This is a genomic window from Brevundimonas sp. TSRC1-1, from assembly GCF_049898245.1.
GTDB lineage: Bacteria > Pseudomonadota > Alphaproteobacteria > Caulobacterales > Caulobacteraceae > Brevundimonas > Brevundimonas mediterranea_A.
In genome coordinates this window covers 627,051-648,661 of record NZ_JAFCXI010000002.1, presented here as the reverse complement: position 1 = coordinate 648,661, position 21,611 = coordinate 627,051, and the positions used below count along the sequence as shown (strand labels likewise).

At 69.3% G+C, this 21,611-nt stretch carries 23 protein-coding genes; 17 read left to right on the top strand and 6 right to left on the bottom strand.

Annotated features, from left to right (window positions below; all coding sequences use genetic code 11):
• The 3 genes from argJ to ACP7CK_RS09115 are packed head-to-tail and all read left to right on the top strand — an operon-like array spanning position 1 to position 2,009.
• Complete coding sequence (gene argJ, locus ACP7CK_RS09125) at positions 1-1,395, top strand: bifunctional glutamate N-acetyltransferase/amino-acid acetyltransferase ArgJ (protein WP_008260229.1); 1,395 nt, start codon at positions 1-3, stop codon at positions 1,393-1,395.
• Positions 1,392-1,805, top strand: a complete 414-nt coding sequence (locus tag ACP7CK_RS09120; RefSeq protein WP_426025792.1) for a (deoxy)nucleoside triphosphate pyrophosphohydrolase — start codon at positions 1,392-1,394, stop codon at positions 1,803-1,805. Before argJ ends, ACP7CK_RS09120 begins: the two co-directional genes overlap by 4 nt.
• Before the next feature lie 24 nt (positions 1,806-1,829).
• On the top strand, positions 1,830-2,009 hold the full coding sequence (locus tag ACP7CK_RS09115) for a Flp family type IVb pilin (RefSeq protein WP_008263592.1): 180 nt from the start codon (positions 1,830-1,832) through the stop codon (positions 2,007-2,009).
• Between the two features lie 20 nt (positions 2,010-2,029).
• Here ACP7CK_RS09115 and ACP7CK_RS09110 read toward each other — a convergent pair whose 3' ends face one another.
• Entirely contained in the window at positions 2,030-2,944 is a 915-nt protein-coding gene (locus ACP7CK_RS09110; RefSeq protein WP_426025791.1) for a methyltransferase domain-containing protein, read from the bottom strand.
• On the opposite strand from ACP7CK_RS09110, the gene ACP7CK_RS09105 reads away from it, so the two are divergent.
• From ACP7CK_RS09105 to ACP7CK_RS09085, 5 genes are all read left to right on the top strand, one after another.
• On the top strand, positions 2,943-3,737 hold the full coding sequence (locus ACP7CK_RS09105) for a phosphoribosyltransferase family protein (RefSeq protein ID WP_426025790.1): 795 nt from the start codon (positions 2,943-2,945) through the stop codon (positions 3,735-3,737). The genes ACP7CK_RS09110 and ACP7CK_RS09105 overlap by 2 nt on opposite strands.
• 62 nt (positions 3,738-3,799) lie before the next feature.
• The gene (grxC, locus tag ACP7CK_RS09100; RefSeq protein ID WP_008262738.1) at positions 3,800-4,057 is read left to right on the top strand and encodes a glutaredoxin 3; all 258 of its coding nucleotides are present in this window, start codon (positions 3,800-3,802) and stop codon (positions 4,055-4,057) included.
• Between the two features lie 4 nt (positions 4,058-4,061).
• Positions 4,062-4,901, top strand: a complete 840-nt coding sequence (locus ACP7CK_RS09095) for a carbon-nitrogen hydrolase family protein (protein WP_426025789.1) — start codon at positions 4,062-4,064, stop codon at positions 4,899-4,901.
• Positions 4,898-5,332, top strand: coding sequence for a DUF1178 family protein (locus ACP7CK_RS09090; protein WP_292150196.1), 435 nt, complete (start codon positions 4,898-4,900; stop codon positions 5,330-5,332). Before ACP7CK_RS09095 ends, ACP7CK_RS09090 begins: the two co-directional genes overlap by 4 nt.
• The gene (locus tag ACP7CK_RS09085; RefSeq protein WP_426025788.1) at positions 5,332-5,829 is read left to right on the top strand and encodes a GNAT family N-acetyltransferase; all 498 of its coding nucleotides are present in this window, start codon (positions 5,332-5,334) and stop codon (positions 5,827-5,829) included. Before ACP7CK_RS09090 ends, ACP7CK_RS09085 begins: the two co-directional genes overlap by 1 nt.
• Here the strand turns inward: ACP7CK_RS09085 and ACP7CK_RS09080 are convergent.
• A complete protein-coding gene (locus ACP7CK_RS09080; protein WP_040349854.1) occupies positions 5,826-6,131 on the bottom strand; it encodes a UrcA family protein in 306 nt (101 codons plus the stop codon). The genes ACP7CK_RS09085 and ACP7CK_RS09080 overlap by 4 nt on opposite strands.
• Positions 6,132-6,356: 225 nt before the next feature.
• Here ACP7CK_RS09080 and typA point away from each other — a divergent pair, with 225 nt between their 5' ends.
• The 6 genes from typA (at position 6,357) to ACP7CK_RS09050 (ending at position 15,009) form a co-directional block, all read left to right on the top strand.
• Positions 6,357-8,189, top strand: a complete 1,833-nt coding sequence (gene typA / locus ACP7CK_RS09075) for a translational GTPase TypA (protein WP_271165616.1) — start codon at positions 6,357-6,359, stop codon at positions 8,187-8,189.
• Between the two features lie 47 nt (positions 8,190-8,236).
• Positions 8,237-10,939: a [protein-PII] uridylyltransferase gene (gene glnD / locus ACP7CK_RS09070; RefSeq protein ID WP_426025787.1), complete on the top strand. Its 2,703-nt coding sequence runs from the start codon at positions 8,237-8,239 to the stop codon at positions 10,937-10,939.
• Between the two features lie 36 nt (positions 10,940-10,975).
• Positions 10,976-12,571 carry a murein biosynthesis integral membrane protein MurJ gene (gene murJ / locus ACP7CK_RS09065; RefSeq protein WP_008259524.1) on the top strand — a complete coding sequence of 532 codons (1,596 nt, stop codon included), beginning with the start codon at positions 10,976-10,978 and terminating at the stop codon, positions 12,569-12,571.
• Between the two features lie 135 nt (positions 12,572-12,706).
• Positions 12,707-13,747, top strand: coding sequence for a tryptophan--tRNA ligase (trpS, locus tag ACP7CK_RS09060; protein WP_426025786.1), 1,041 nt, complete (start codon positions 12,707-12,709; stop codon positions 13,745-13,747).
• 75 nt (positions 13,748-13,822) lie between these two features.
• Positions 13,823-14,530, top strand: a complete 708-nt coding sequence (locus tag ACP7CK_RS09055) for a GNAT family N-acetyltransferase (RefSeq protein ID WP_035308042.1) — start codon at positions 13,823-13,825, stop codon at positions 14,528-14,530.
• A 14-nt stretch (positions 14,531-14,544) separates the two neighbouring features.
• Positions 14,545-15,009, top strand: a complete 465-nt coding sequence (locus tag ACP7CK_RS09050) for an OsmC family protein (RefSeq protein WP_292150210.1) — start codon at positions 14,545-14,547, stop codon at positions 15,007-15,009.
• Here the strand turns inward: ACP7CK_RS09050 and ACP7CK_RS09045 are convergent.
• The 3 genes from ACP7CK_RS09045 to ACP7CK_RS09035 are packed head-to-tail and all read right to left on the bottom strand — an operon-like array spanning position 15,006 to position 17,216.
• The gene (locus ACP7CK_RS09045; RefSeq protein WP_426025785.1) at positions 15,006-15,953 is read right to left on the bottom strand and encodes an NAD(P)/FAD-dependent oxidoreductase; all 948 of its coding nucleotides are present in this window, start codon (positions 15,951-15,953) and stop codon (positions 15,006-15,008) included. The genes ACP7CK_RS09050 and ACP7CK_RS09045 overlap by 4 nt on opposite strands.
• Positions 15,922-16,410 carry an Rrf2 family transcriptional regulator gene (locus ACP7CK_RS09040; protein WP_426025784.1) on the bottom strand — a complete coding sequence of 163 codons (489 nt, stop codon included), beginning with the start codon at positions 16,408-16,410 and terminating at the stop codon, positions 15,922-15,924. Before ACP7CK_RS09040 ends, ACP7CK_RS09045 begins: the two co-directional genes overlap by 32 nt.
• 56 nt (positions 16,411-16,466) lie before the next feature.
• Positions 16,467-17,216 carry a dienelactone hydrolase family protein gene (locus ACP7CK_RS09035; protein ID WP_426025783.1) on the bottom strand — a complete coding sequence of 250 codons (750 nt, stop codon included), beginning with the start codon at positions 17,214-17,216 and terminating at the stop codon, positions 16,467-16,469.
• Between the two features lie 108 nt (positions 17,217-17,324).
• Here ACP7CK_RS09035 and ACP7CK_RS09030 point away from each other — a divergent pair, with 108 nt between their 5' ends.
• Both ACP7CK_RS09030 and ACP7CK_RS09025 read left to right on the top strand, forming a co-directional pair.
• Positions 17,325-17,978: a PadR family transcriptional regulator gene (locus ACP7CK_RS09030; RefSeq protein WP_426025782.1), complete on the top strand. Its 654-nt coding sequence runs from the start codon at positions 17,325-17,327 to the stop codon at positions 17,976-17,978.
• Positions 17,975-18,784, top strand: coding sequence for a siderophore-interacting protein (locus ACP7CK_RS09025; protein WP_426025781.1), 810 nt, complete (start codon positions 17,975-17,977; stop codon positions 18,782-18,784). Before ACP7CK_RS09030 ends, ACP7CK_RS09025 begins: the two co-directional genes overlap by 4 nt.
• Here the strand turns inward: ACP7CK_RS09025 and ACP7CK_RS09020 are convergent.
• Positions 18,771-19,400: an alpha-ketoglutarate-dependent dioxygenase AlkB gene (locus tag ACP7CK_RS09020; protein WP_426025780.1), complete on the bottom strand. Its 630-nt coding sequence runs from the start codon at positions 19,398-19,400 to the stop codon at positions 18,771-18,773. The two genes, ACP7CK_RS09025 and ACP7CK_RS09020, sit on opposite strands and share 14 nt — an antisense overlap.
• Positions 19,401-19,621: 221 nt before the next feature.
• Here ACP7CK_RS09020 and dnaK point away from each other — a divergent pair, with 221 nt between their 5' ends.
• On the top strand, positions 19,622-21,523 hold the full coding sequence (gene dnaK, locus ACP7CK_RS09015) for a molecular chaperone DnaK (protein WP_035308051.1): 1,902 nt from the start codon (positions 19,622-19,624) through the stop codon (positions 21,521-21,523).
• Positions 21,524-21,611: the final 88 nt, after the last annotated feature.

Below are 21,611 nucleotides of genomic sequence, written 5' to 3'. Positions count from 1 at the left end.
ATGAACAAGCCCCCCTCGACCACCGGCCAGAAGATCGAACAGGCGTTCGAAAAAGCCCTGGATCCGTTCGCCACGGCCCTGAAACGCGCCACCCGCCCGGCCGAGCCCGCCTCAGCCCCCGCGCCCGCCGCCGGAAAGCCAGGTCTGGCCGTGTCGCCCCTGGCCGTGCCCTTCCCCACCATCCCGCCCATCGGCGGGGTCGAGATCGCCACCGCCCGAGCCGGCTTCTACAAGCATGAACGCGACGACCTGGTGGTGTTCCGGTTCGCGCGGGGCACCAGCTGCGCCGGCGTCTTCACCCGCCACAAGATCGGCTCGGCCCCGGTCGACTGGTGCAAGAAGGCGCTGGGCGGGGCGGACGGCGGCAAGGACGTGCGCGCCCTGGTGGTCAACGCCGGTTGCGCCAACGCCTTCACCGGCAAGGCCGGCGCCGACGCCGCCCGCCGCACCGCCTCGGAGGTCGCCAAACGGTTCGGCTGTCGCCAGCGCGACGTCATGCTGGCCTCGACCGGGGTCATCGGCGTGGTGCTGGACGAAAAGAAGATCGTCTCCAAACTGCCCGACATCGAAAGCCGCCTGGACGCCGACATCCACCCGTCCGAACAATGGGCGCGGGCCGGGCGCGGCGTCATGACCACGGACACCTTCCCCAAGGGCTCCTACGCCGAGGCCGAAATCGAGGGCTACAAGGTCCGGATCGCGGGGATCGCCAAGGGGTCGGGCATGATCGCGCCGGACATGGCGACCATGCTGGCCTTCATCGTCACCGACGCCGACATCCATCCGAACGTGCTTCAGGCCCTGCTGGGCCTGCATGTCCGCACCACCTTCAACAGCGTGACGGTGGACGGCGACACCTCGACCAACGACACCGCCCTGCTGTTCGCCACCGGAACCTCGGGCGCCCCGCGCATCGGGCGGGTCGGCGACCGTAGGCTGAAAAGCTTCTCGGTCGCCCTGGACAAGGTGATGCTGGATCTGGCGCACCAGCTGGTGCGCGACGGCGAAGGCGCGACCAAGTTCGTCAAGGTGACGGTGGACGGCGCCGCCAGCCCCGCGTCAGCCCGCAAACTGGCCAAGTCCATCGCCGACAGCCCCCTGGTCAAGACCGCCATCGCCGGTCAGGACGCCAACTGGGGCCGGGTGGTCATGGCCGTGGGCAAGACCGAGGAGCCGGTGGACCGCGACCGGCTGGGCATCCGGTTCGGCCCCAATGTCGCCGCCGTCGACGGCGCCCCGTCCCCGACCTACGACGAGGCCAAGATGACCGCCTATATGAAGAACCCCGAGATCGACATCACCGTCGACGTGGGCGCGGGCCGCGCCTCGGCCACGGTTTGGACCTGCGACCTGACCAAGGGCTATATCGAGATCAACGGCGATTATCGTTCGTGACCGAGACGCCGCTTCCCACCGTCCTCGTCGTCGCCGTCGCCCTGATCGATGTCGATGGGCGGGTGCTGATCGCCAAACGGCCGCAGGGCAAGTCCCTGGCGGGTCTGTGGGAGTTTCCCGGCGGCAAGGTCGAGCCGGGCGAGCGGCCCGAGGCGGCCCTGATCCGCGAGCTGCGCGAGGAGTTGGGCATAGAGGTCAGCGAATCCTGCCTGGCGCCCTTCGTCTTCGCCAGCCACGCTTACGATTCCTTTCACCTGTTGATGCCACTGTATCTGTGCCGCCGCTGGGACGGCGTGGTCGCCGCGCGCGAACACGACGCCCTGGCCTGGGTGAAGCCGAACAAGCTGTCGGCCTATCCCATGCCGCCGGCGGACGAACCTCTGGTCGCCTGGTTGCGCGACCTGCTCTGATCACCGCCGACCAGGAGGCCGGCCATGCGACGTTTCACCGCCCGGTTCCTGAATGACGACAGGGGCGCGACCGCCATCGAATACGGCCTCATCTGCGGCCTGATCTTCGTCGCCATTCTCGGCGGGCTGAATGCGCTGGGCGCATCGAACGGCGGTCTCTATAATCAGACCATGCAAAAGATCGCCGACGCCCTGAACCGCTGAAGCAAACCCGGAGACGTTCGTCAGTCGATCTCGTCGCCGGTCATCTCCTTCACGCCCAGCGCATCCGCCAGCCGGACCTTGGCGGAGCCGCGCGCCAGCGGCTTCTGCTGGCTCTCGTGGGGCTTCCAGCCGGCCAGATGGATGATCTCGAAGGTGGCGGGGATGCGGCCATCGGCGTCGCCGTGGCGTTCGGCGTACAGGGACGCGGCGCGGGCGATCACGGCGCGGCTGAGCGGACGGATCGGCCCGTCCAGCACATTGGTCTCGCCCATGGCCCGCAGGTCGCGGACCAGGGCGAACAGGTCGGGATAGCGGACGGTGAACCGATCCACGTCCGAGACCGGCAGGGCGAAGCCGGCGCGCTGCAACAGGGCGGCGCCGTCATAGCCGTCGGCGAAGGGCGAGACCCGCGCCTGGGCCCCGCCGCGCTCGGCCAGCTCCGCCTCGGTCAGGACAGACCGCAACTCCTTCAAAGTCCCTGCCCCGAACAGAGTGCCGATGAACAGGCCGTCCGGCTTCAGGGCCTTGCGGATCTGGGCCAGGGCGCCGGGCAGGTCGTTGGCCCAGTGCAGGCTGAGCAGGGAGACGATCAGATCGGTCGATCCCTCGTCCAGCGGCAGGGCGGCGGCGCCCGGCGCGGCCCGCTCGGCGCGCGACGTGGGGCTGGCGACGACGCCCACCCGGCCGGCGGCGTCGCTGGCGGCCAGGGCCTGGCCGAACGGGCCGGAATGGGCCGAGAGATCGACGGCGACCGGAAAGTCGCGCAGGATGGCCTCCAGGCTGCCCGCCGCATTCTCGGCCGCCCGGACGTGCAGGAAGTCGGCCTGGCCCAGTCGATGGGCCGCACGGGCCAGACGGGCCTCGCGTCGCCGGGCGTCGAAGATGCGGGGCGGGGCGCTGGAGGAGGCGGACGTTGCTTCGGGGGAGGCGGTCATGATGATGCAGGATGGGGGCTGGCGCCGCGCCTGGGAAGGGGCGGGGCGTCAGTTGCGCGACGTGGGGCGGGGTTTGGCGGATCTCGTCCTGCCGCCCCTGGCTCACGACAGCCGCGAGGCGACGGCGGCGGCCGGCCTGACGCCCGACGCCTGGAGCCGGATCAAATTCCTCGACGCGCCGGTGTGCGACGGCTGCGGCGCGGCCTTCGAATTCGACGGCGGCGCCTTCGCCGAAACCCGCTGCGCCGCCTGCATCGCCCAGCCCTATGTCTTCGCGCGGGCTAGGGCGGCCTGTGTCTATGACGACCATTCGCGGGGTCTGATCCTGCGCTACAAACACGGCGACCAGCAGCAGTTCGCCCCGTTGTTCGCGCGCTGGATCGGCCGGGCCGCCGTTGATCTGATCCAGGAGGCTGACGCGGTCGTCCCCGTGCCGCTGCACCGGTTTCGCCTGTTGTCGCGGCGGTTCAACCAGGCGGCGGAGATCGCCCGCCCCCTGGCCGCCCACGCCCGGCTCGACTATCTGCCCGACGCCCTGATCCGCACGACCCACACGACCAGCCAGGGCGGCAAGAGCCGGCGCGGACGGCGGCTGAACGTCAAGAAGGCGTTCGTCGTCAGCGAGATCGGCCGACGACGGATCAAGGGGCGGCGCATCCTTCTGATCGACGACGTGTTGACCACGGGCGCGACCGGCGAGGCCTGCGCCCGCGCCCTGATCGACGCCGGGGCCAGGGCGGTGGATCTCGCCGTCATCGCCCGGGTGCGAAACGCCCGTGAACTGACTATGTAGACCTCAAATACGGGCGGCGCGGCCGCCCGACGCCCCTTGGCGCATCATTCTGGAGATCCGAATTGGCCGACGTCGTCATCTACACCAAACCCGGTTGCCCCTATTGCTACAGCGCGATGGCGCTGCTGAAGAAGAAGGGCGCCGACTATACCGAGATCGTCGCTTCCAACGACCCGGCCAAGAAGGCCGAGATGGTCGAGAAGTCCGGCGGCCGCATGACCTTCCCGCAGATCTTCATCGCCGGGAACCACGTCGGCGGATCCGACGACATCCACGCCCTGGACCGCGAGGGCAAGCTCGACCCGCTTCTGGCGGCCTGATCCCATGAGCGGCGGGCTCGACATCGCCCTGATCCAGACCCGCACGCCGGCGACGGCGCCGGCGGCCCTGGCCCATGTCGAGCCCCTGATCCGCGAGGCGGCGGCCGGCGGGGCGAAATTCATCCTGACGCCCGAAGGGACCAATGTCCTGGAGCAGCGCCGCGACCGCCGCGACGCCGTCGTCACGGACGAGGACGCCGACCCGGTCGTCCTGGGCCTGCGTCGTCTGGCGGCGGAGCTGGGCGTCTGGCTGCTGATCGGCTCGGCCATCGTCCGCTCCGGCCATGTCGGCGACAGCCGCGCCGCCAACCGGTCGCTGCTGATCGACGCGGCCGGCGGGATCGTCGCCCGCTATGACAAGCTGCATGTCTTCGACGTCGATCTGCCGAACGGCGAGCGCTACCGCGAAAGCGCGACGGTGCGGCCCGGCGATGCGGCGGCGGTCGCCGACACCCCCTGGGGTCGGCTGGGCCTGAGCATCTGCTATGACATCCGCTTTCCTTACCTGTATCGTCACCTGGCCAAGGCCGGAGCGGCGATGATCGCAGTCCCGGCCGCCTTCACGGCGCCGACGGGCCAGGCGCACTGGGAGACCCTGTTGCGCGCCCGCGCCATCGAGACCGGCGCCTTCGTCCTGGCCCCGGCCCAGGGCGGCCTGCATGAGGACGGGCGTCGCACCTGGGGGCGGTCGACCGTGATCGGACCCTGGGGCGAGATCCTGGCCCAGGCGGATCACGACGACCCTTGCATACTGACGGCGAAACTGGACATGGAGGCGGTGGCCAAGGCCCGCGCGGCGGTGCCCGCCCTGACCCATGACCGCGACTTCCAGCCCGCCCAATGATCCGATACGCCCTGAAATGCGACCAGACCCATGGGTTCGAGGCCTGGTTCGGCTCCTCGGCCGACTATGACGACCAGGCGGCACGCGGCCTGGTGGAATGCCCGTTCTGCGGCTCCAACAGGGTGGAGAAGGCCGTCATGGCCCCCGCCGTCGGCGGCGCACGCCAGGCCGATCCGGCCTCGGACATGGCCGTCAGGATGCAGACCGTCATGATGGCCGCCGCCCGTGAAGTCCGCGCCCACGTCGAGGCCAACTTCGACTATGTCGGCGACGCCTTCGCCCGCGAAGCCCGCGACATCCATGAAGGCCGGTCCGAGAAGCGCGAAATCTACGGCGAGGCCACCCCCGCCGAGGTCAAGAAGCTGAAGGAGGACGGCGTACCCGTCTCGGCCCTGCCCGACGCCCCGCCGGATCCGTCCAAGGTGAACTGATGACCCTGCAATGGCGGCCCATGCGGCCGACCGACATCGACGCCGTGGTCGAGGTCGCCCGCCTGTCCTTCCCGGACCATTTCGAGGACCGGGCCTGTTTCCAGAACAGGCTGGCGCTTTATCCGCGCGGCTGTTTCGTGCTGGCGGACGGCGAGGCGCCGGGCCAAGGCTATCTGATCGCCTATCCGTGGCGGGCCGACAATGCGCCGCCGCTGAACACGGTGATCGAGGGCCTGCCGGCGGAACCGGCCCTGATCTATCTGCACGACCTGGCCCTGCACCCCCAGGCGCGCGGCGGCGGGGTTACCGGGGCCATCGTCGAGCGGCTGGCGGAACAGGCGGCCGGGGACGGCTGGCCCGCCATAGCCCTGGTCGCCGTCAATGACGCCGTGAATTTCTGGCGTCGCCACGGGTTTGAGGCGCAGGCGGCGCCGGGCATGGCGGCCAAGCTGGCCAGCTATGGCGCCGACGCCCGCTACATGGTCCGCCGCCTCTAGGGCCGGTTCAGGGTCCGCCGTCCCCCTGCCTGTACGAAGAGGCGACGCTGGGCCCGGGGCAGCTGATAGAAGGCGCGACGCTTCATTTCATGCTCGCAGACGCTGGGCATGCCCACGTCGTTCGGCGTCAGAAGGCTGCGATAGCGGGCGCACCAGCTTCGGCTCGCCGCCTGAATACGCTCAGCCAGGACCGCAGCGTCGCCCGGGCGGGCCATGGCGAGATCGCCGGCGTCCACCCGCATATCCGGCGCAGTCCCTGTCGCCAGCAGACCCGCCATCATCATTCCCATCAAGGCCGACATCGTCTTCTCCATTCCCGAACGGTCATGCCGTCACAGGAGTAGAGGGGGCCGCCACCCCCTGCGGATGCGGCGGCGGGAATGAAATATCGGTAAGGCGGCGACGGGCGGTGAAACGCCTGCTCTGGTCTTTCGGTCCACATGCCTGTAAGAGGCGCGCGCTCCCTGCATGCCTTTTCATGACCAGCGGCCGCCTGCATCCCGGCCGCGCCTTTTCGCGATTATCAAATGAACCTGCGCAACGTCGCCATCATCGCCCACGTCGACCACGGGAAGACGACCCTGGTGGACCAACTGCTGGCCCAGTCCGGCGTCTTCCGAGCCAATGAGGCGACGACAGAGCGCGCCATGGACTCGAACGACCAGGAAAAGGAACGCGGCATCACCATCCTGGCCAAGTGCACCTCGGTGCTCTGGAACGGCAAGGCCGGCGAAACCCGCATCAACATCATCGACACCCCCGGCCACGCCGACTTCGGCGGCGAGGTCGAGCGCATCCTCGGCATGGTGGACGGCTGCGTCATCCTGGTGGACGCCGAAGAGGGCGTCATGCCCCAGACCAAGTTTGTCCTGACCAAGGCCCTGAAGATGGGCCTGCGCCCGATCCTGTGCATCAACAAGGTCGACCGCGCCCACGCCGATCCGGACCGCGTCCACAACGAGACCTTCGACCTGTTCGCCGCCATCGGCGCGACGGACGAGCAGCTGGACTTCCCGCACATCTACGCCTCGGGCCGCAACGGCTGGGCGACGATGGATCTGAACCAGCCCAACGACAACCTGGCCCCCCTGTTCGACCTGATCGTCGATCACGTCCCGCCGCCCAAGGTTCAGGAGAACAAGGACAAGCCGTTCCAGATGCTGAACGTGCTGATCGAGTCCGACCCGTTCCTGGGCCGGATCCTGACCGGCCGGATCGAGAGCGGCAAGGCCGTCCCCGGCATGGCGATCCACGCCCTGGACCGCGAAGGCAAGGAAATCGAGCGCGGCCGGATCACCAAGGTCCTGGCCTTCCGCGGCCTGAAGCGTCAGGCCCTGGACGAAGGTTCGGAAGCGGGCGACATCGTCGCCATCGCCGGCATGTCCAAGGCGACCGTGGCCGACACCCTGTGCGCCATGGAAGTCGTCGACGCGCTTCCCGCTCAACCCATCGATCCGCCGACCATCTCCATGACCGTCTCGGTCAACGACAGCCCGCTGGCCGGTCGCGAAGGCGACAAGGTTCAGTCGCGCGTCATCCGCGACCGTCTGCTGAAGGAAGCCGAAGCCAACGTCGCCATCCGCGTGACCACGACCGAAGGCGGCGACGCCTATGAGGTCGCCGGCCGCGGCGAACTGCAGCTGGGCGTTCTGATCGAGAACATGCGTCGCGAAGGCTTCGAGGTCTCGATCTCGCGTCCGCGCGTGGTCTTCCAGGAAGGCCCCAACGGCGAGAAGATGGAGCCCATCGAAGACGTCATGATCGACGTGGACGACGAGTTCTCGGGCATCGTCATCGAGAAGCTGTCGGCCCGTAAGGCCGAAATGACCGACATGGGTCCGTCGGGCGCCGGCAAGACCCGCATCAGCCTGAAATGCCCGTCGCGCTCGCTGATCGGCTATCAGGGCGAGTTCCTGACCGACACGCGCGGTTCGGGCGTGCTGAACCGGGTCTTCAGCCACTACGAAGAATACAAGGGCGCGATCGCCGGTCGTCTGAAGGGCGTGCTGATCTCGAACTCGGACGGCGACACGGCGGCCTTCGCCCTGTGGAACCTGGAAGATCGCGGCGTCATGTTCGTCGGCGCCGGCGAAAAGACCTATCAGGGCATGATCATCGGCGAGAACGCGCGCTGGGATGACCTGGACGTCAACCCGATCAAGGGCAAGCAACTGACCAACGTCCGCGCCTCCGGCAAGGACGAGGCCGTGCGCCTGACCCCGCCGCGCCAGATGTCGCTGGAACAGGCCATCGCCTATATCGACGACGACGAACTGGTCGAGGTGACGCCCAAGTCCATCCGCCTGCGCAAGCAGACGCTGAACCCGTCGTTCCGCAAGAAGCGCGTTCGCCCGGAGTAATATCCTCCACTGACGCGAGGGGGGGATGCGGCCTATAGGTGGCTGACATGACCGCTTCGCCCAGTCTGGATGACCGCCTTGACGAGGCCGCCCGCGCGGGAGATCCGCGCGCGGCGGTCGCGTCCGTTCTGAGGGACAGTTACGACGCCGCCCGCGCCCGCGCCGAACGCAAGCTGGACGGGGGGCTGAACGGGCGCGAGGTCGCCCGCCTGTACGCCACGGCCGCCGACGACATGCTGGCGGCCCTGTGGCGGGTGGCGACCCAGACCCTTCATCCCGTATCGCCCGTGGAATGCGAACGCCTGTCGCTGGTGGCGGTGGGCGGTTACGGCCGCGGCGTCCTGGCGCCCTATTCCGACCTGGACCTGCTGTTCCTGCGGCCCGGCAAGCCGACGCCGCGCGGCGAGCGGGTGATCGAGTTCATCCTCTATGTCCTGTGGGATCTGGGGGCGAAGGTGGGGCCTTCGGTGCGGTCGGTCGAAGACTGTCTGGCCCTGTCGCGCACCGACATGACGGTGCGCACCGCCTTGCTGGAGGCCCGGCCGCTGGCCGGGGACGCCCGGCTTTCGGACCTGATGATCGGCCGTTTCCGCGACATGGTGGCCAAGTCCGACCCCCGCCCCTTCATCGCCGCAAAACTGGAGGAGCGCGCCCTCCGTCACCAGAAGGCGGGCGTGACCCGCTACAAGGTCGAGCCCAACGTCAAGGACGGCAAGGGGGGGCTGCGCGACCTGAACACCCTGTACTGGATCGCCCGCTCCCTGGCGCCGGAAAGCCGGCTGGGCGCGACGGTGATGGACGAGATGTTCACCCCGCGCGAACGCCGCACCTCGGACGAGGCCTTCGATTTTCTGTGGCGGGTGCGGATTCATCTGCATCTGGTCGCGGGGCGAGCCGAGGAGAAGCTGACCTTCGACATGCAGCCCGAGGTGGCCCGGCGGATGGGGTGGCGCGGGCGTGGCGACGAGCCGGCGGTGGAACGGTTCATGCGCCGCTATTTCCTGGTCGCCCGCGACGTCGGCGCCCTGACCCGCGCCATGTCGGCCAAGCTGGAGGCCCGCCACCAGAAGCCCACCCAGGGCCTGTCGCGCCTGATGACCCCGTTCCGGCCCAACCGCCGCAAGCTGGAGGTCGAGGGCTTCTGGGTCGATCAGGGGCGTCTGTCGGTCGAGGGGCCCGAGGTCTTCACCGCCGATCCGGTCAAGCTTCTGAACCTGTTCGTCTGCGCCGACCGCCACGACCTGGACCTGCACCCCGACGCCTTCTCGGCCGTCAGCCGGAGCCTGTCGCTGGTGACGCCCAGACTGCGTCGTGATCCGGAGGCGACGCGCGCCTTCCTGAACGTCCTGACGCACGGCCAGCGGCCGTATCGCACCCTGACCATCATGAACGAGACGGGCCTCCTGGGCCGGTTCCTGCCCGAATGGGGGCGGATCGTCGGCCAGACCCAGTTCAACATGTACCACGCCTATACGGTGGACGAGCACACGCTGCAGGCCATCGGCATCATCAACGACATCGCCCGCGGCAAGCTGAAGGCCGACCATCCGATGGCGACCGAGATCGTGCATCTGATCTCGGACATGGAGGCCCTGATGCTGGGCATGCTGCTGCACGACGTCGGCAAGGGCGGCGAGCGGGGCCAGCTGGAGGACGGGGCCATCGCCGCGCGCCGCGCCTGCGAACGCCTGGGTGTCGATCCGCGCCGGATCGAACTGGTGGTCTGGCTGGTGCGCAGCCATCTGGCCCTGTCCGACTACGCCCAGAAGCGCGACCTGTCCGATCCGGCCACGATCCGCGCCTTCGCCGAACTGGTCGGCGACCCCGAGCGGCTGCGCATGCTGCTGGTCCTGACCGTGGCCGACATCCGCGCCGTGGGGCCGGGCGTCTGGAACGGCTGGAAGGGGCAGCTGATGCGCACCCTCTATGATCAGGTCGCCGCCCTGTTCCGGGGCGAGGACGTGGCGCGCGAGGATCCGCTGGCGGCGCATCCGGCCCTGGTGCAGCGGGCCCGCCAGACCGGCGCCGCCGCCCAGGCCGCGCCCCTGACCCCGGTCGAGGGCCTGCCGGTCCAGGCCACGGAGATCTCCATCGCCGCCGCCGACCGGCCCGGCCTGTTCGCCGACCTGGCCCAGACCATGGCCGCCCTGGGCGCCGACGTCACCGACGCCCGGGTGGCGACGACCAGCGAGGGCGTGGTCCTGGACGTCTTCCGGGTTCAGGACGGGGCGGGCCTGCCTTACGGCCAGGCTGAACCGCGCCGGCTCAAGGCCCTGGTGGACGCCCTGGAGAAGGCGGCGCGCGGCGAGGGCCGCATCAGCAAGGCGCCCGCCCCCGCCGGCAACGCCAGAAAGGCCGCCTTCGAGGTCCGGCCCGTGGTCATGGTCGATCACCACGCCAGCGAGACGGCCACGGTGGTCGAGGTTTCGGGGGCCGACCGTCCGGGCCTGCTGGCGGCGCTTTCGCGGGTCTTCAGCGACGAGGGACTGAACATCCGCTCGGCCCATGTCGCCAGCTATGGCGAACGGGCGGTGGACAGCTTCTATGTGGTCGATGGCAAGGGGCGCAAGATCACGTCCGAACAGCGGATCGCCGAGCTGCGCACCGCCCTGGAGGCCGTGCTGGACAGCCGCGCCCCGGCCCCCGAGGGCCGCAAGGTCGCCTCGGCCCGCGCCAGCGCGCGCGACGTCTCGGACCTGGGCCGCCGGACCCGCGCCAAGCCCGTATCGCCGCCGTCGGAAGCGCGCTAAGCGAAGACCATCCGTCGCTCCTCGCCGAATGTCCGCATGAGTCTCGCCCGCAACACCCTGGTGCAAGCCACCTTGACCCTGGGAAGCCGCATACTGGGTTTCGCCCGCGACCTGTTCCTGTCGGCGCGGTTCGGTCAGGGCCCGATGATGGACGCCTTCACCACCGCGCTGATGCTGCCCAACATGTTCCGCCGCCTGTTCGCCGAGGGCGCCTTCGCCCAGGCCTTCGTGCCGATCTACGGCGGCGTGCGGGCGCGCGAAGGGGAGGCGGCGGCGGCCGTCACGGCGTCAGAGGCGCTGAGCTTCATCTTCGCCGTGGTGGCGGCCTTCTGCATCCTGTTGCAGGTCGCCATGCCATGGATCATGCCGTGGCTGCTGTCGGCCTGGCGCGACGACGACGCGGTGATGCGCGCCGCAGTGACGGCGGCGCAGCTGACCATGCCGTACTTGGCCTGCATGACCATAGCGTCGCTGCTGTCGGGCGTGCTGAACACCGGGGGCCGGTTCGCCCTGTCGGCGGGCGTGCCGGTGTTCCTGAACCTGTGCACCCTGGTCCCGCTGATGGCGCCCAGCGTCGTGCCGATGGCCCAGCCCCAGATCCTGATCGCCGTCAGCGCGGCGGTGACCGTGTCCGGGGTTATCCAGGCGGCGCTGCTGTGGTGGGGCGTGCGACGTCTCGGGGTGGGAATCAGCCTGTCGTGGCCGCGCCTGACGACCGGGGTCAGAAAGACGCTGGCCCTGGCCATTCCCGGCGTGCTGGCCGGGGGCGCCTTCCAGATCAACTCCCTGGTCAGCCAGTTTCTGGCCGGATCGAACGAAGGGGCGCGGTCGGTGCTGTACAACGCCGACAGGCTGTACCAGCTGCCGCTGGGCCTGGTCGGGGTGGCGTTGGGCCTCGCTCTGGTGCCCCGCCTGACGCGCGCCTTCGTCTCGGGCGACCACGAGGGCGGACGGCGGACGATGGACGACGGACTGGGCCTCGCCCTGGCCTTCGCCCTGCCGGCGGGCGTGGCCCTGTTCGTCATTCCCTTCTTCATCATCGACGCCACGGTGACGCGCGCCGCCTTCACCTCGGCCGATGCGGCGCGGACCGCCGACGTGCTGCGCCAGTTCGCCTGGGGCGTGCCGGCCTTCGTCCTGGTCAAGGTCCTGACCCCGCCGTTCTTTGCGCGTCAGGATACGCGAAGGCCGATGATCTTCGCCGTGACCTCGGTGATCCTGACCGTGGTGCTGGGATCGGCCCTGTTCTTCTGGTTCGGATCGCAGGGCTGGGACGGGGTGCTGGGCCTGGCCATCGCCACCAGCATTTCCGCCTGGGTGAACGTCGCGCTTCTGGCCGGGACGCTGATCCGCGAGGACAGCTGGCGGCCGTCTGCGGCCTTCCTGTCGCGCCTGTCGCGCATCTTCGCCGCCAGCCTGATCATGGCGGGCCTGCTGTTCGCCGCCAGCCTCGGCTATCCGGTTCTCAGCCGCCTGTTCCTGGCCAAGGAGGCGGCGGTGCTGATCGTCTGCGCGGCCGGCGCGGCGGCCTACGGCGTCTGTCTTCTGCTGTTCCGCGCCGTCACCCTGTCGGAGCTCAAGGGGACGTTGCGGCGCGAGCCGGGCGCGGGCCCCGTATCCGGCCTGGATTGAGGTCTGGACGGCTGGACCGCGAGGCGATAAGCGCGAGCCATGATCCTTTCGGGCCTGATCTCCACCTGGCGATGGCGCGGCTGAACCGCCGCACCCTTCGCCACGCCTGACCCTGCCTTTTCGAGACCCGAATCCATGACCGACCAAACTCCCCCGGCCCTCTACACCGGCCCGCGCCGCATCCTGTCCGGCATCCAGGCCTCCGGCGCGCTTCACCTGGGCAACTATCTCGGCGCCCTGAAGCGGTTCGTCGAACTGCAGGACCAGGGCGCGCCCGTCTTCGTCTTCGTCGCCGACATGCACGCCATCACCGTCTGGCAGGAGCCGGACAAGCTGGCCGCCCAGACGCGCGAGATCGCCGCCGCCTATCTGGCCTCGGGCCTGGACCCGAAGAAGTCGATCATCTTCCCGCAATCCGCCGTGCGCGCCCACGCCGAACTGGCCTGGATCTTCAACTGCGTCGCCCGCCTGGGCTGGCTGGACCGGATGACCCAGTTCAAGGAGAAGTCGGGCAAGCACAAGGAGCGGGCCTCGGTCGGCCTCTACACCTATCCCGTGCTCCAGGCCGCCGACATCCTGCTGTACAAGGCGACCGAGGTGCCGGTCGGCGAGGACCAGAAACAGCATCTGGAGCTGACCCGCGACATCGCCGCCAAGTTCAACAACGACTTCGGCGTTCCCGGCTATTTCCCGGTGCCCGAGCCGATCATCCAGGGGCCGGCGACGCGCGTCATGTCCCTGCGCGACGGGGCGGCCAAGATGTCCAAGTCGGACCCGTCCGACAACAGCCGCATCAATCTGACCGACGACGCCGACACGATCGCGTCCAAGATCCGCAAGGCCAAGACCGACCCCGAGCCTCTGCCGGAAAGCCTGGACGGGCTGAACGACCGGCCCGAGGCCAAGAACCTGGTCGCCATCTACGCCGCCCTGGCCGGCCTGACCCGCGAACAGGTGATCGAACAGTTCGGCGGCCAGGGCTTCGGCGCCTTCAAGCCCGCCCTGGCGGACCTGGCGGTGGCCTCCCTGGCCCCTGTCACGGCCGAAATGCGCCGCCTGATGGACGATCCGGCCGAGATCGACCGCGTGCTGAAGGACGGCGCCGAACGCGCCGCCGAGGTCGCCGACCCGGTGGTGGACGAGGTCAAGACGATCGTCGGCTTCTGGCGGGGGTAGGTCGCCGGCGGTTTCCGGACGCGGCGTCGCGGCGACCGGTTCCACCGCAGCGCCGCCGGGGCTAGAAGCGCGACCATGAACCATCCCCTCGACCGCGCCGTCTGGAACGCCCTGACCACCCGCCTGTCATCCTTCACGACGCCGGAGTCCGACGCCCACGCCGTGCGCATCGACCCCGAGATCGGGGTCTTCCTGTCGGCCGCCGACGCCTCGCCCCAGAGCCGCGCCCGCCTGACCGCGCTGGCGCGTCTCCATCCAGGCGCGGGAATGGTCGAGCATTCCGACGGCCCGATGGCCGACGTCCTGCCGGACGGGGTCCCCGTGGATCGCCGCATCGCCCTGGTGCAGATGACCTGCGCCGCCCTGACTCCGGCCAGGACCTCGGCCAGGGCGCCCGATATCGCCTTCGAGACCCTGACCGAGGCCGACGCCCCGGCCATGCTGGCTCTGGCGACCCTGACCCGGCCCGGCCCCTTCCGCTCGAGAACGCGCGAACTCGGCCCCTTCGTCGGGATCAAGCACGACGGCGAACTGGTCGCCATGGCCGGGCGGCGGCTGCGGGTCGACGGTTTCACCGAGCTTAGCGGGGTCTGCACCCACCCCGACCACCGGGGAAAGGGCTATGCCGCCGCCCTTTCGCGGGCGGTGGTCGGCGAAATTCACGCCTCGGGCGAGGCCGCCTTCCTGCACGCCTTCGCCGATCATGAGGCGACCATCGCCTTTTACCGGTCCCTGGGCTTCGAGGTTCGGGCGCCGATGGTCTATACGATCCTGGCCGACTGACAGGGAGACGGGCCATGAGCGCGCACGGGGCGACCATCGAGTGGATGCGGGGCGATCAGCCCTTCACCGACAAGCGCTACAGCCGCGCCCACAGCTGGACCTTCGACGGCGGGGCGGTGGTCCCCGGGTCGTCGTCGCCCGCCGGCGTGCCCGTGCCCCTGTCGGACGCCTCGGCGGTGGATCCGGAGGAGGCGATGGTCGCCTCCCTGTCCAGCTGCCACATGCTGTGGTTCCTGGCCTTCGCCGCCAACGCCGGTCTGGTGGTCGATTCCTATCGCGACGCGGCCTCCGGCGAACTGGACAAGAACGCGGCGGGCCAAAGATACCTGGCCCGCGTCGCCCTTCGCCCGGTCACCGCCTTCTCCGGCCGCCAGCCGGACCAGGCCGAGCTGGACGCCCTGCACCATTCCGCCCACGAACACTGCGAAATGGCCCATTCGGTCCGCGCCGAAATCACCATCGAGGCGACCATCGGCTAGGCGGGGGCCGTCTCCTCCTCGACCAGCGAGCGGAACAGGCCGTGGGCGGCGACCATGCCGTCCGAGGTCGCCAGGGTGATGTTGGAGGCGGCTCGCGCCAGGTCGCCGGCGGCGAACACGCCCGGCTGGGTCGTCGCCTGCATGGCGTCCACCTTGATCACCCGGCCCATCGGGGTGTCGGTCATCTCGCAGCCCAGCCGCTCGGCGAAGGGACTGGCGACGCGGACGCTGGCGCCGACGAAGATGGCCTTCAGGTCCACGAAGCGGCCGTCGGTCAGTCGGGCGCCCGTCAAGGTCGGCGCCTCGCCTTCAAGCCGGGCGATGGGCGTCGTCTCGATGGTCACGCCGCGCCGGTACAGCAGATGGGCGTCCTCCGGCGACAGCCCGACGTCCAACCCCATGAACAGGGTGACCTGGCCCCACTCCGCCACGGTGGCGGCGTACTGGACCGCATGGTCGCCGCGCCCCAGCACGCCGATGGGACCGCCGCCGATCTCATAGCCGTGGCACCAGGGGCAGTGCAGCGCGGTGCGGCCCCAGCGTTCCTTGACGCCCGGAATATCGGGCAGCACATCCTCGACCCCGTGCGACAGCAGAAGGCGGCGCCCCCGCGTCCGCGTGCCGTCGGCGAAGGCGACCGAGAAGCCGCCGTCGATCCGCTCGATCGTGATCGCCTCGGCCATGCGGAAGGCGGCGGTGGGATAGGCGGCGACCTGAGACCGGGCCGTCGCCGCGATCTCGGCTCCCGGTCGGCCGTCGTTGGTCAGAAAGCCGTGGGCGCGGGCGGCGAAACGGTTGCGGGGCCTGCCGTCGTCGATGACCAGGACCCTGCGCCGGGCGCGAACCAGCTGCTGGGCGGCGGACAGGCCGGCGTAGGAGCCGCCGATGATCAGGGCGTCGTGCGGCATGGGTTCACTCGGGGCGATGGGCGTTGAGACGGGCATTCAGCAGATCCCTTTTCGGATGTTCGGCCATCCGGCGCGCGAAGTCCGCCGCCAGATCGGCCAGGGTGATCTCGTTCAGCCGCGCGACCAGCAGGGTGCGGGCGGCGGCATAGGTTCCGGCCAGGGCGTCGTTGACCGCCGCCTCGACCAGACAGCCGACGGCCTCGACCGGCGGGGCTTCGGGAAACAGGCCGGGCTCGCCCAGAGCCGTGTTGACCTGGCCCAGGGTCACCTGGTCCAGCGGCCGGGCCAGCCGCCAGCCGCCGCCATGCCCCTTTTCCGAAGCCACCAGCCCCTGTTCGCGCAGGCCCGCCATGGTCCGGCGCACCACGACCGGATTTGTCGACAGGCAGACGGCCAGCTGGTCCGAGGTCATGGGCGCGCCGGTTCGCGCCTCATGCTCTGCCATGTGCAGCAGGGCGTGAAGGATGTTCGAGAGGCGGGAGTCTCTTTTCATGTAACTTCAATTGTTACGTGATGAGCCCGACGTCAAGACGGGGGCTGGGATTCTTTTCAGACGTGGGGCGCGACGTCCGTCAGGAAGGCCCTGAACCGCCGCAGGGAGTCCTCGGTCAGGTCCGGGTCATGCCGCATCGGGCCGTTGTTGGTCGGTTCGTCGAAGGCGTGGGTGCCGGCGGCGACCCAGCTTTCGACCTCGGCGCCGCAGTCGCGGATCATGGCGTTGATCATTTCGGCGTTGCGCACCGTGGTCAGGTGGTCGCGCCTGCAGGTCACGGCCAGCACCTTGGGACAGTGCCGCCAGGGCTTCATCCGGTTGAAGGCGAACGGGCCGATATAGGGATAGGCCAGCCAGACGGCCCGCACGCCCGACAGGTCGGCCGCACCGGGATCGGCCACGCCCAGGGTGTTGGGCGCGGGATCGGCGCTCATCATCTCCATGATCGACCAGCCGCCGTGGCTCCATCCGGCCAGGGTCAGCCGGGTCGCGTCCACGTCCGGTCGGGCCGAAACCCCCTGGATCGCCGCCAGGACGTCGCCGGCCCGTTCATACCCCCGAAAGGCCAGGCCGGTGCAGACCGCCGTCAGGGTGAAGGCCCGGCCCCAGCCGCGCGGGCCGTAGGAATCGACGATGAAGGCGCGCCAGCCCGCCGCCTTCGCCGCCTCGGCGTACCGGGGCAGGTGATCGCGCAGACCGCCGCAGCCGTGGAACAGCAGCACCGCCGGCCGGGGCCGGTCGTCGTCGGGCCCGACAATGGAGAGATGGGGTTCGAGGCGGGCCCAGCGGCGCTTCAGGTCGTCCATCCGCGATCTACGCCGCAGCTTTCGCCCGAACGCCAGCCCCTCTTGCGTATTTCGTCATTCAGATATATCTAACCACTCACAAATAGATATATCGAAAAGGAATCGATCATGAGATCCAAGGGGATTTTCCAAGGCCGCAGCAACGGATGCGGCGAAAAACACGGTCGTCCCGGCGGGTTCGGCTTCGGGCATGGGTTCGGTCACGCCTTCGGGCGCGGGATGCGCGGCGGACGCGGCGCGGACTTCGGTCCTGGCTGGGACGGCGGCGAGGCGCGCGGACGTGGTCACGGCCATGGCCGGCGCGGCGGCGGCCGCCTGTTCGACCACGGCACCTTGCGCTGGGTCCTGCTGTCGCTGATCGCTGAGAAACCCAGCCACGGCTACGAGCTGATCAAGGCGGTCGAGACCCGGCTGGGCGGCGCCTATTCGCCCAGCCCCGGCGTCATCTACCCCAGCCTGACCCTGCTTGAGGAGATGGGCGCGCTGGAGTCCCAGACCGAAGGCGGCAAGAAACTGTATTCGATCACAGAGGCCGGCCGCGCCCTGCTGGCCGAGAACGAGGCGATCCTGCGCGCCGCCGAGGCGACGATGGACAAGTTCGCCGCCCGCGCCCTGCGGCCGACCGCCATCCAGGACGCCATCGGCCGCCTGCGCCACACGATCCACAACCGTCTGACGGGCGAGACCGCCCTGACCGAGGCCCAGGTCCAGGCCATCGCCGCCATCCTGGTCGAGGCCGCCGACAGGGTGGAACAGGCATGACCGGGCTCCTGCGCATCCCCCGGCGCGTGCGGCACGAGCTGAAGTTCCGCACCCTGACCGTGGCCTCGGTCCAGGACCTGACGCCGGCCTATCGCCGCATCGTTCTGGAAGGCGCGGACCTGGAGGGCTTCGTCTCCCTGGGCTTCGACGACCATGTGAAGATCTTCCCGGTCGCCGAGGGCCAGGCGCCGGTCATGCCGACGCTGGGGCCCGACGGTCCGGTCTTCCCAGATCCCCGCCCCGTGGCGCGCGACTACACGCCCCGCGCCTATGACGCCGCTGCGCGTCGGCTGACGCTGGATTTCATCACCGGCCACGGCGGTCCGGCGACCGAATGGGCCATGGCGGCCAAGGTCGGCACGGTCTTGGGCGTCGGGGGTCCGCGCGGGTCGTTCATCGTCCCCACGGCCTTCGCCGACCATGTGCTGATCGGCGACGAGACCGCCCTGCCGGCCATCGCCCGCCGTCTGGAGGAACTGCCCGCCCGCGTCCGCGCCCATGTGGTGGTCGAGGTCGCGGACCTGGACTCGACATGGACCTTCGACAGCGCCGCCGAGGTCGCCGTCACCTGGGCCGTCCGCGACGGCGCCCCGCGCGGCGGGACCGAGACCCTGCTGGCGGCGCTCGACACGGCCCTGACCGGGGTCAGCCCGAAAGACGCCTATGTCTGGATCGCCGCCGAATCCGCCGTGGCCAAGGCCCTGCGGACAAAGACGCTAGGACTTGGCTTCTCGCCCAAGGCGATGAAAGCCGCCGGCTACTGGCGCCTCGGCGACCCGGGCGCCCACGAGGTCATCGAAGGCTGACCCCCGCTGCGCGCAGCGTCAGGTTCAGCCGCCCGCCGCCGGGGATCAGGCGCGACGACCCCTCCAGCACGCGGTCGATCCCGTGCCGGGCCAGTCGCGCCGGTCCCGTCAGGGCGCAGACGTCGCCGCTGTCCAGCCGCAGCGTCGTGGTGCGCCCGCCCTCGGCGGCGCCGATACGGAACATGGCCGCATCGCCCAGCGACACCGACAGGACGGGCGCGCCCAGGTCGGCCTCGTCCTTATCCTGGTGCAGGCCCATCTTGGCCCCCTCGCGATACAGATTGACCAGACAGGCGTCCGGCCGCCGGGGCCCGCCGACCGTCGCCTCCCACAGGTCCAGCAGCACCGGCGGAATATCCGGCCAGGCCCGCCCCGTCTCCGGGTGGGTCGCCTGATAGCGATAGCCGCCCCGGTCCGAGACCCAGCCCAGCGGCCCGAAATTGCTCATCCGCACCGAGAACGGCCGTCCGCCCGGCGTCTGCGGCCGGTACAGGGGCGCTGGTTCCAGCCGCGTGAACACCGCATCGACCAGATCGGCCTGGGCCTGGACGTCCAGGGCGGCGGGCCACAGGCGAAAGCCCTCGACGGCGGTTTTGACCTCTAAAATCGCGGACATGGCCTCATCCTGCGCGAAAACCGGTTCCGCCGCATCGCTGAATCGCAGAACGCCCTTGCAGCCGTATGGGACTTTCCCATATCGGGGCCAGCTTCGGAGAAACCCCGCGAAGTTTGGGGCTATCCGACACCAACCACGCCAACCCACAGGGGGCGGTCACGCGCGGCGCTTCGTCGAAGGCCGCCGCATCGCCCGCCGATACGGAGAGAAATAGAACGCCCATGGCCAAGATCATCGGCATCGACCTCGGCACCACCAACTCGTGCGTGGCCGTCATGGACGGCAAGAACCCCAAGGTCATCGAAAACGCCGAAGGCGCCCGCACCACCCCCTCGGTGGTCGCCCTTCAGGACGGCGGCGAGACCCTGGTGGGTCAGCCCGCCAAGCGTCAGGCCGTCACCAACCCCGCCAACACCTTCTTCGCCATCAAGCGCCTGATCGGCCGCAACTTCGACGATCCCGTCGTGGCGAAGGACAAGGGCATGGTGCCCTATGAGATCGTCAAGGGCCCGAACGGCGACGCCTGGGTCCGCGCCCACGGCAAGGACTATTCGCCGCAACAAATCTCGGCCTTCACCCTCATCAAGATGAAGGAAGCCGCCGAGGCCTATCTGGGCGAGAAGGTGACGCAAGCCGTCATCACCGTCCCGGCCTATTTCAACGACAGCCAGCGCCAGGCCACCAAGGACGCCGGCAAGATCGCCGGCCTGGAAGTCCTGCGAATCATCAATGAGCCGACCGCGGCCGCCCTCGCCTATGGCCTGGAAAAGAACGACGGCCAGAAGATCGCCGTCTATGACCTGGGCGGCGGCACCTTCGACGTCTCGATCCTGGAGATCGGCGACGGCGTCTTCGAGGTGAAGTCGACCAACGGCGACACCTTCCTGGGCGGCGAGGACTTCGACGTGCGCCTGGCCGACTATCTGGCCGACGAGTTCAAGAAGGAACAGGGCGTCGACCTGCGTCAGGACAAGCTGGCCCTGCAGCGCCTGCGCGAAGAAGCCGAAAAGGCCAAGAAGGAGCTCAGCTCCACGACCCAGTACGAGGTCAATCTGCCGTTCATCACCATGAACGCCTCGGGCCCGCTGCACCTGAACATCAAGCTGTCGCGCGCCAAGCTGGAGGCCCTGGTCGACGACCTGGTCGCCCGCACCATCGAGCCGTGCAAGAAGGCCCTGGCCGACGCCGGCCTGAAGGCCTCGGACATCGACGAAGTCGTCCTGGTCGGCGGCATGACCCGCATGCCCAAGGTGCAGGAGGCCGTGAAGGCCTTCTTCGGCAAGGAGCCGCACAAGGGCGTCAACCCTGACGAAGTCGTGGCCCTGGGCGCCGCGGTTCAGGCCGGGGTTCTGCAAGGCGACGTCAAGGACGTGCTGCTGCTGGACGTGACGCCCCTGACCCTGGGCATCGAGACCCTGGGCGGCGTCTTCACGCCCCTGATCGAGCGCAACACGACCATCCCGACCAAGAAGAGCCAGACCTTCTCCACCGCCGACGACAACCAGTCGGCCGTGACGATCCGGGTCTTCCAGGGCGAGCGTCCGATGGCGTCGGACAACAAGATGCTGGGTCAGTTCGACCTGATGGGCATCCCGCCGGCGCCGCGCGGCATGCCGCAGATCGAGGTCGCCTTCGACATCGACGCCAACGGCATCGTCAACGTCTCGGCCAAGGACAAGGCGACCAACAAGGAACAGTCGATCCGCATCCAGGCCAACGGCGGCCTGTCGGACGCCGACATCGACAAGATGGTCAAGGAAGCCGAGGCCAACGCCGCCGCCGACAAGGTCCGCAAGGATCTGGTCGAGGCCCAGAACGCCGCCGACAGCCTGATCAACTCGACCGAGAAGGCCCTGGCCGAACACGGCGACAAGGTCGAGGCCGACGTCAAGACGGCGATCGAGACCGGTCTGGCCGAGCTGAAGACCGCCCGTGAAGGCACGGACGCCGAAGACATCCGCACCAAGACCAACAGCCTGGTCCAGGCCTCGATGAAGCTGGGCGAGGCCATGTACGCCCAGCAGCAGGGCGCCGGCGAAGGCGATGCGGCCCCGGCCGACGACGGCGTGGTCGACGCCGAGTTCGAGGACGTCTCGGACACGGACGAGAAGAAGAGCGCCTGATCGGCAACAGGTCGGCGAAATGATAAGGCCCCGCTTGTCTTGCGATAGGCGGGGCCTTTTCATGAAACTTGCATCAGTCGTTCCGGCC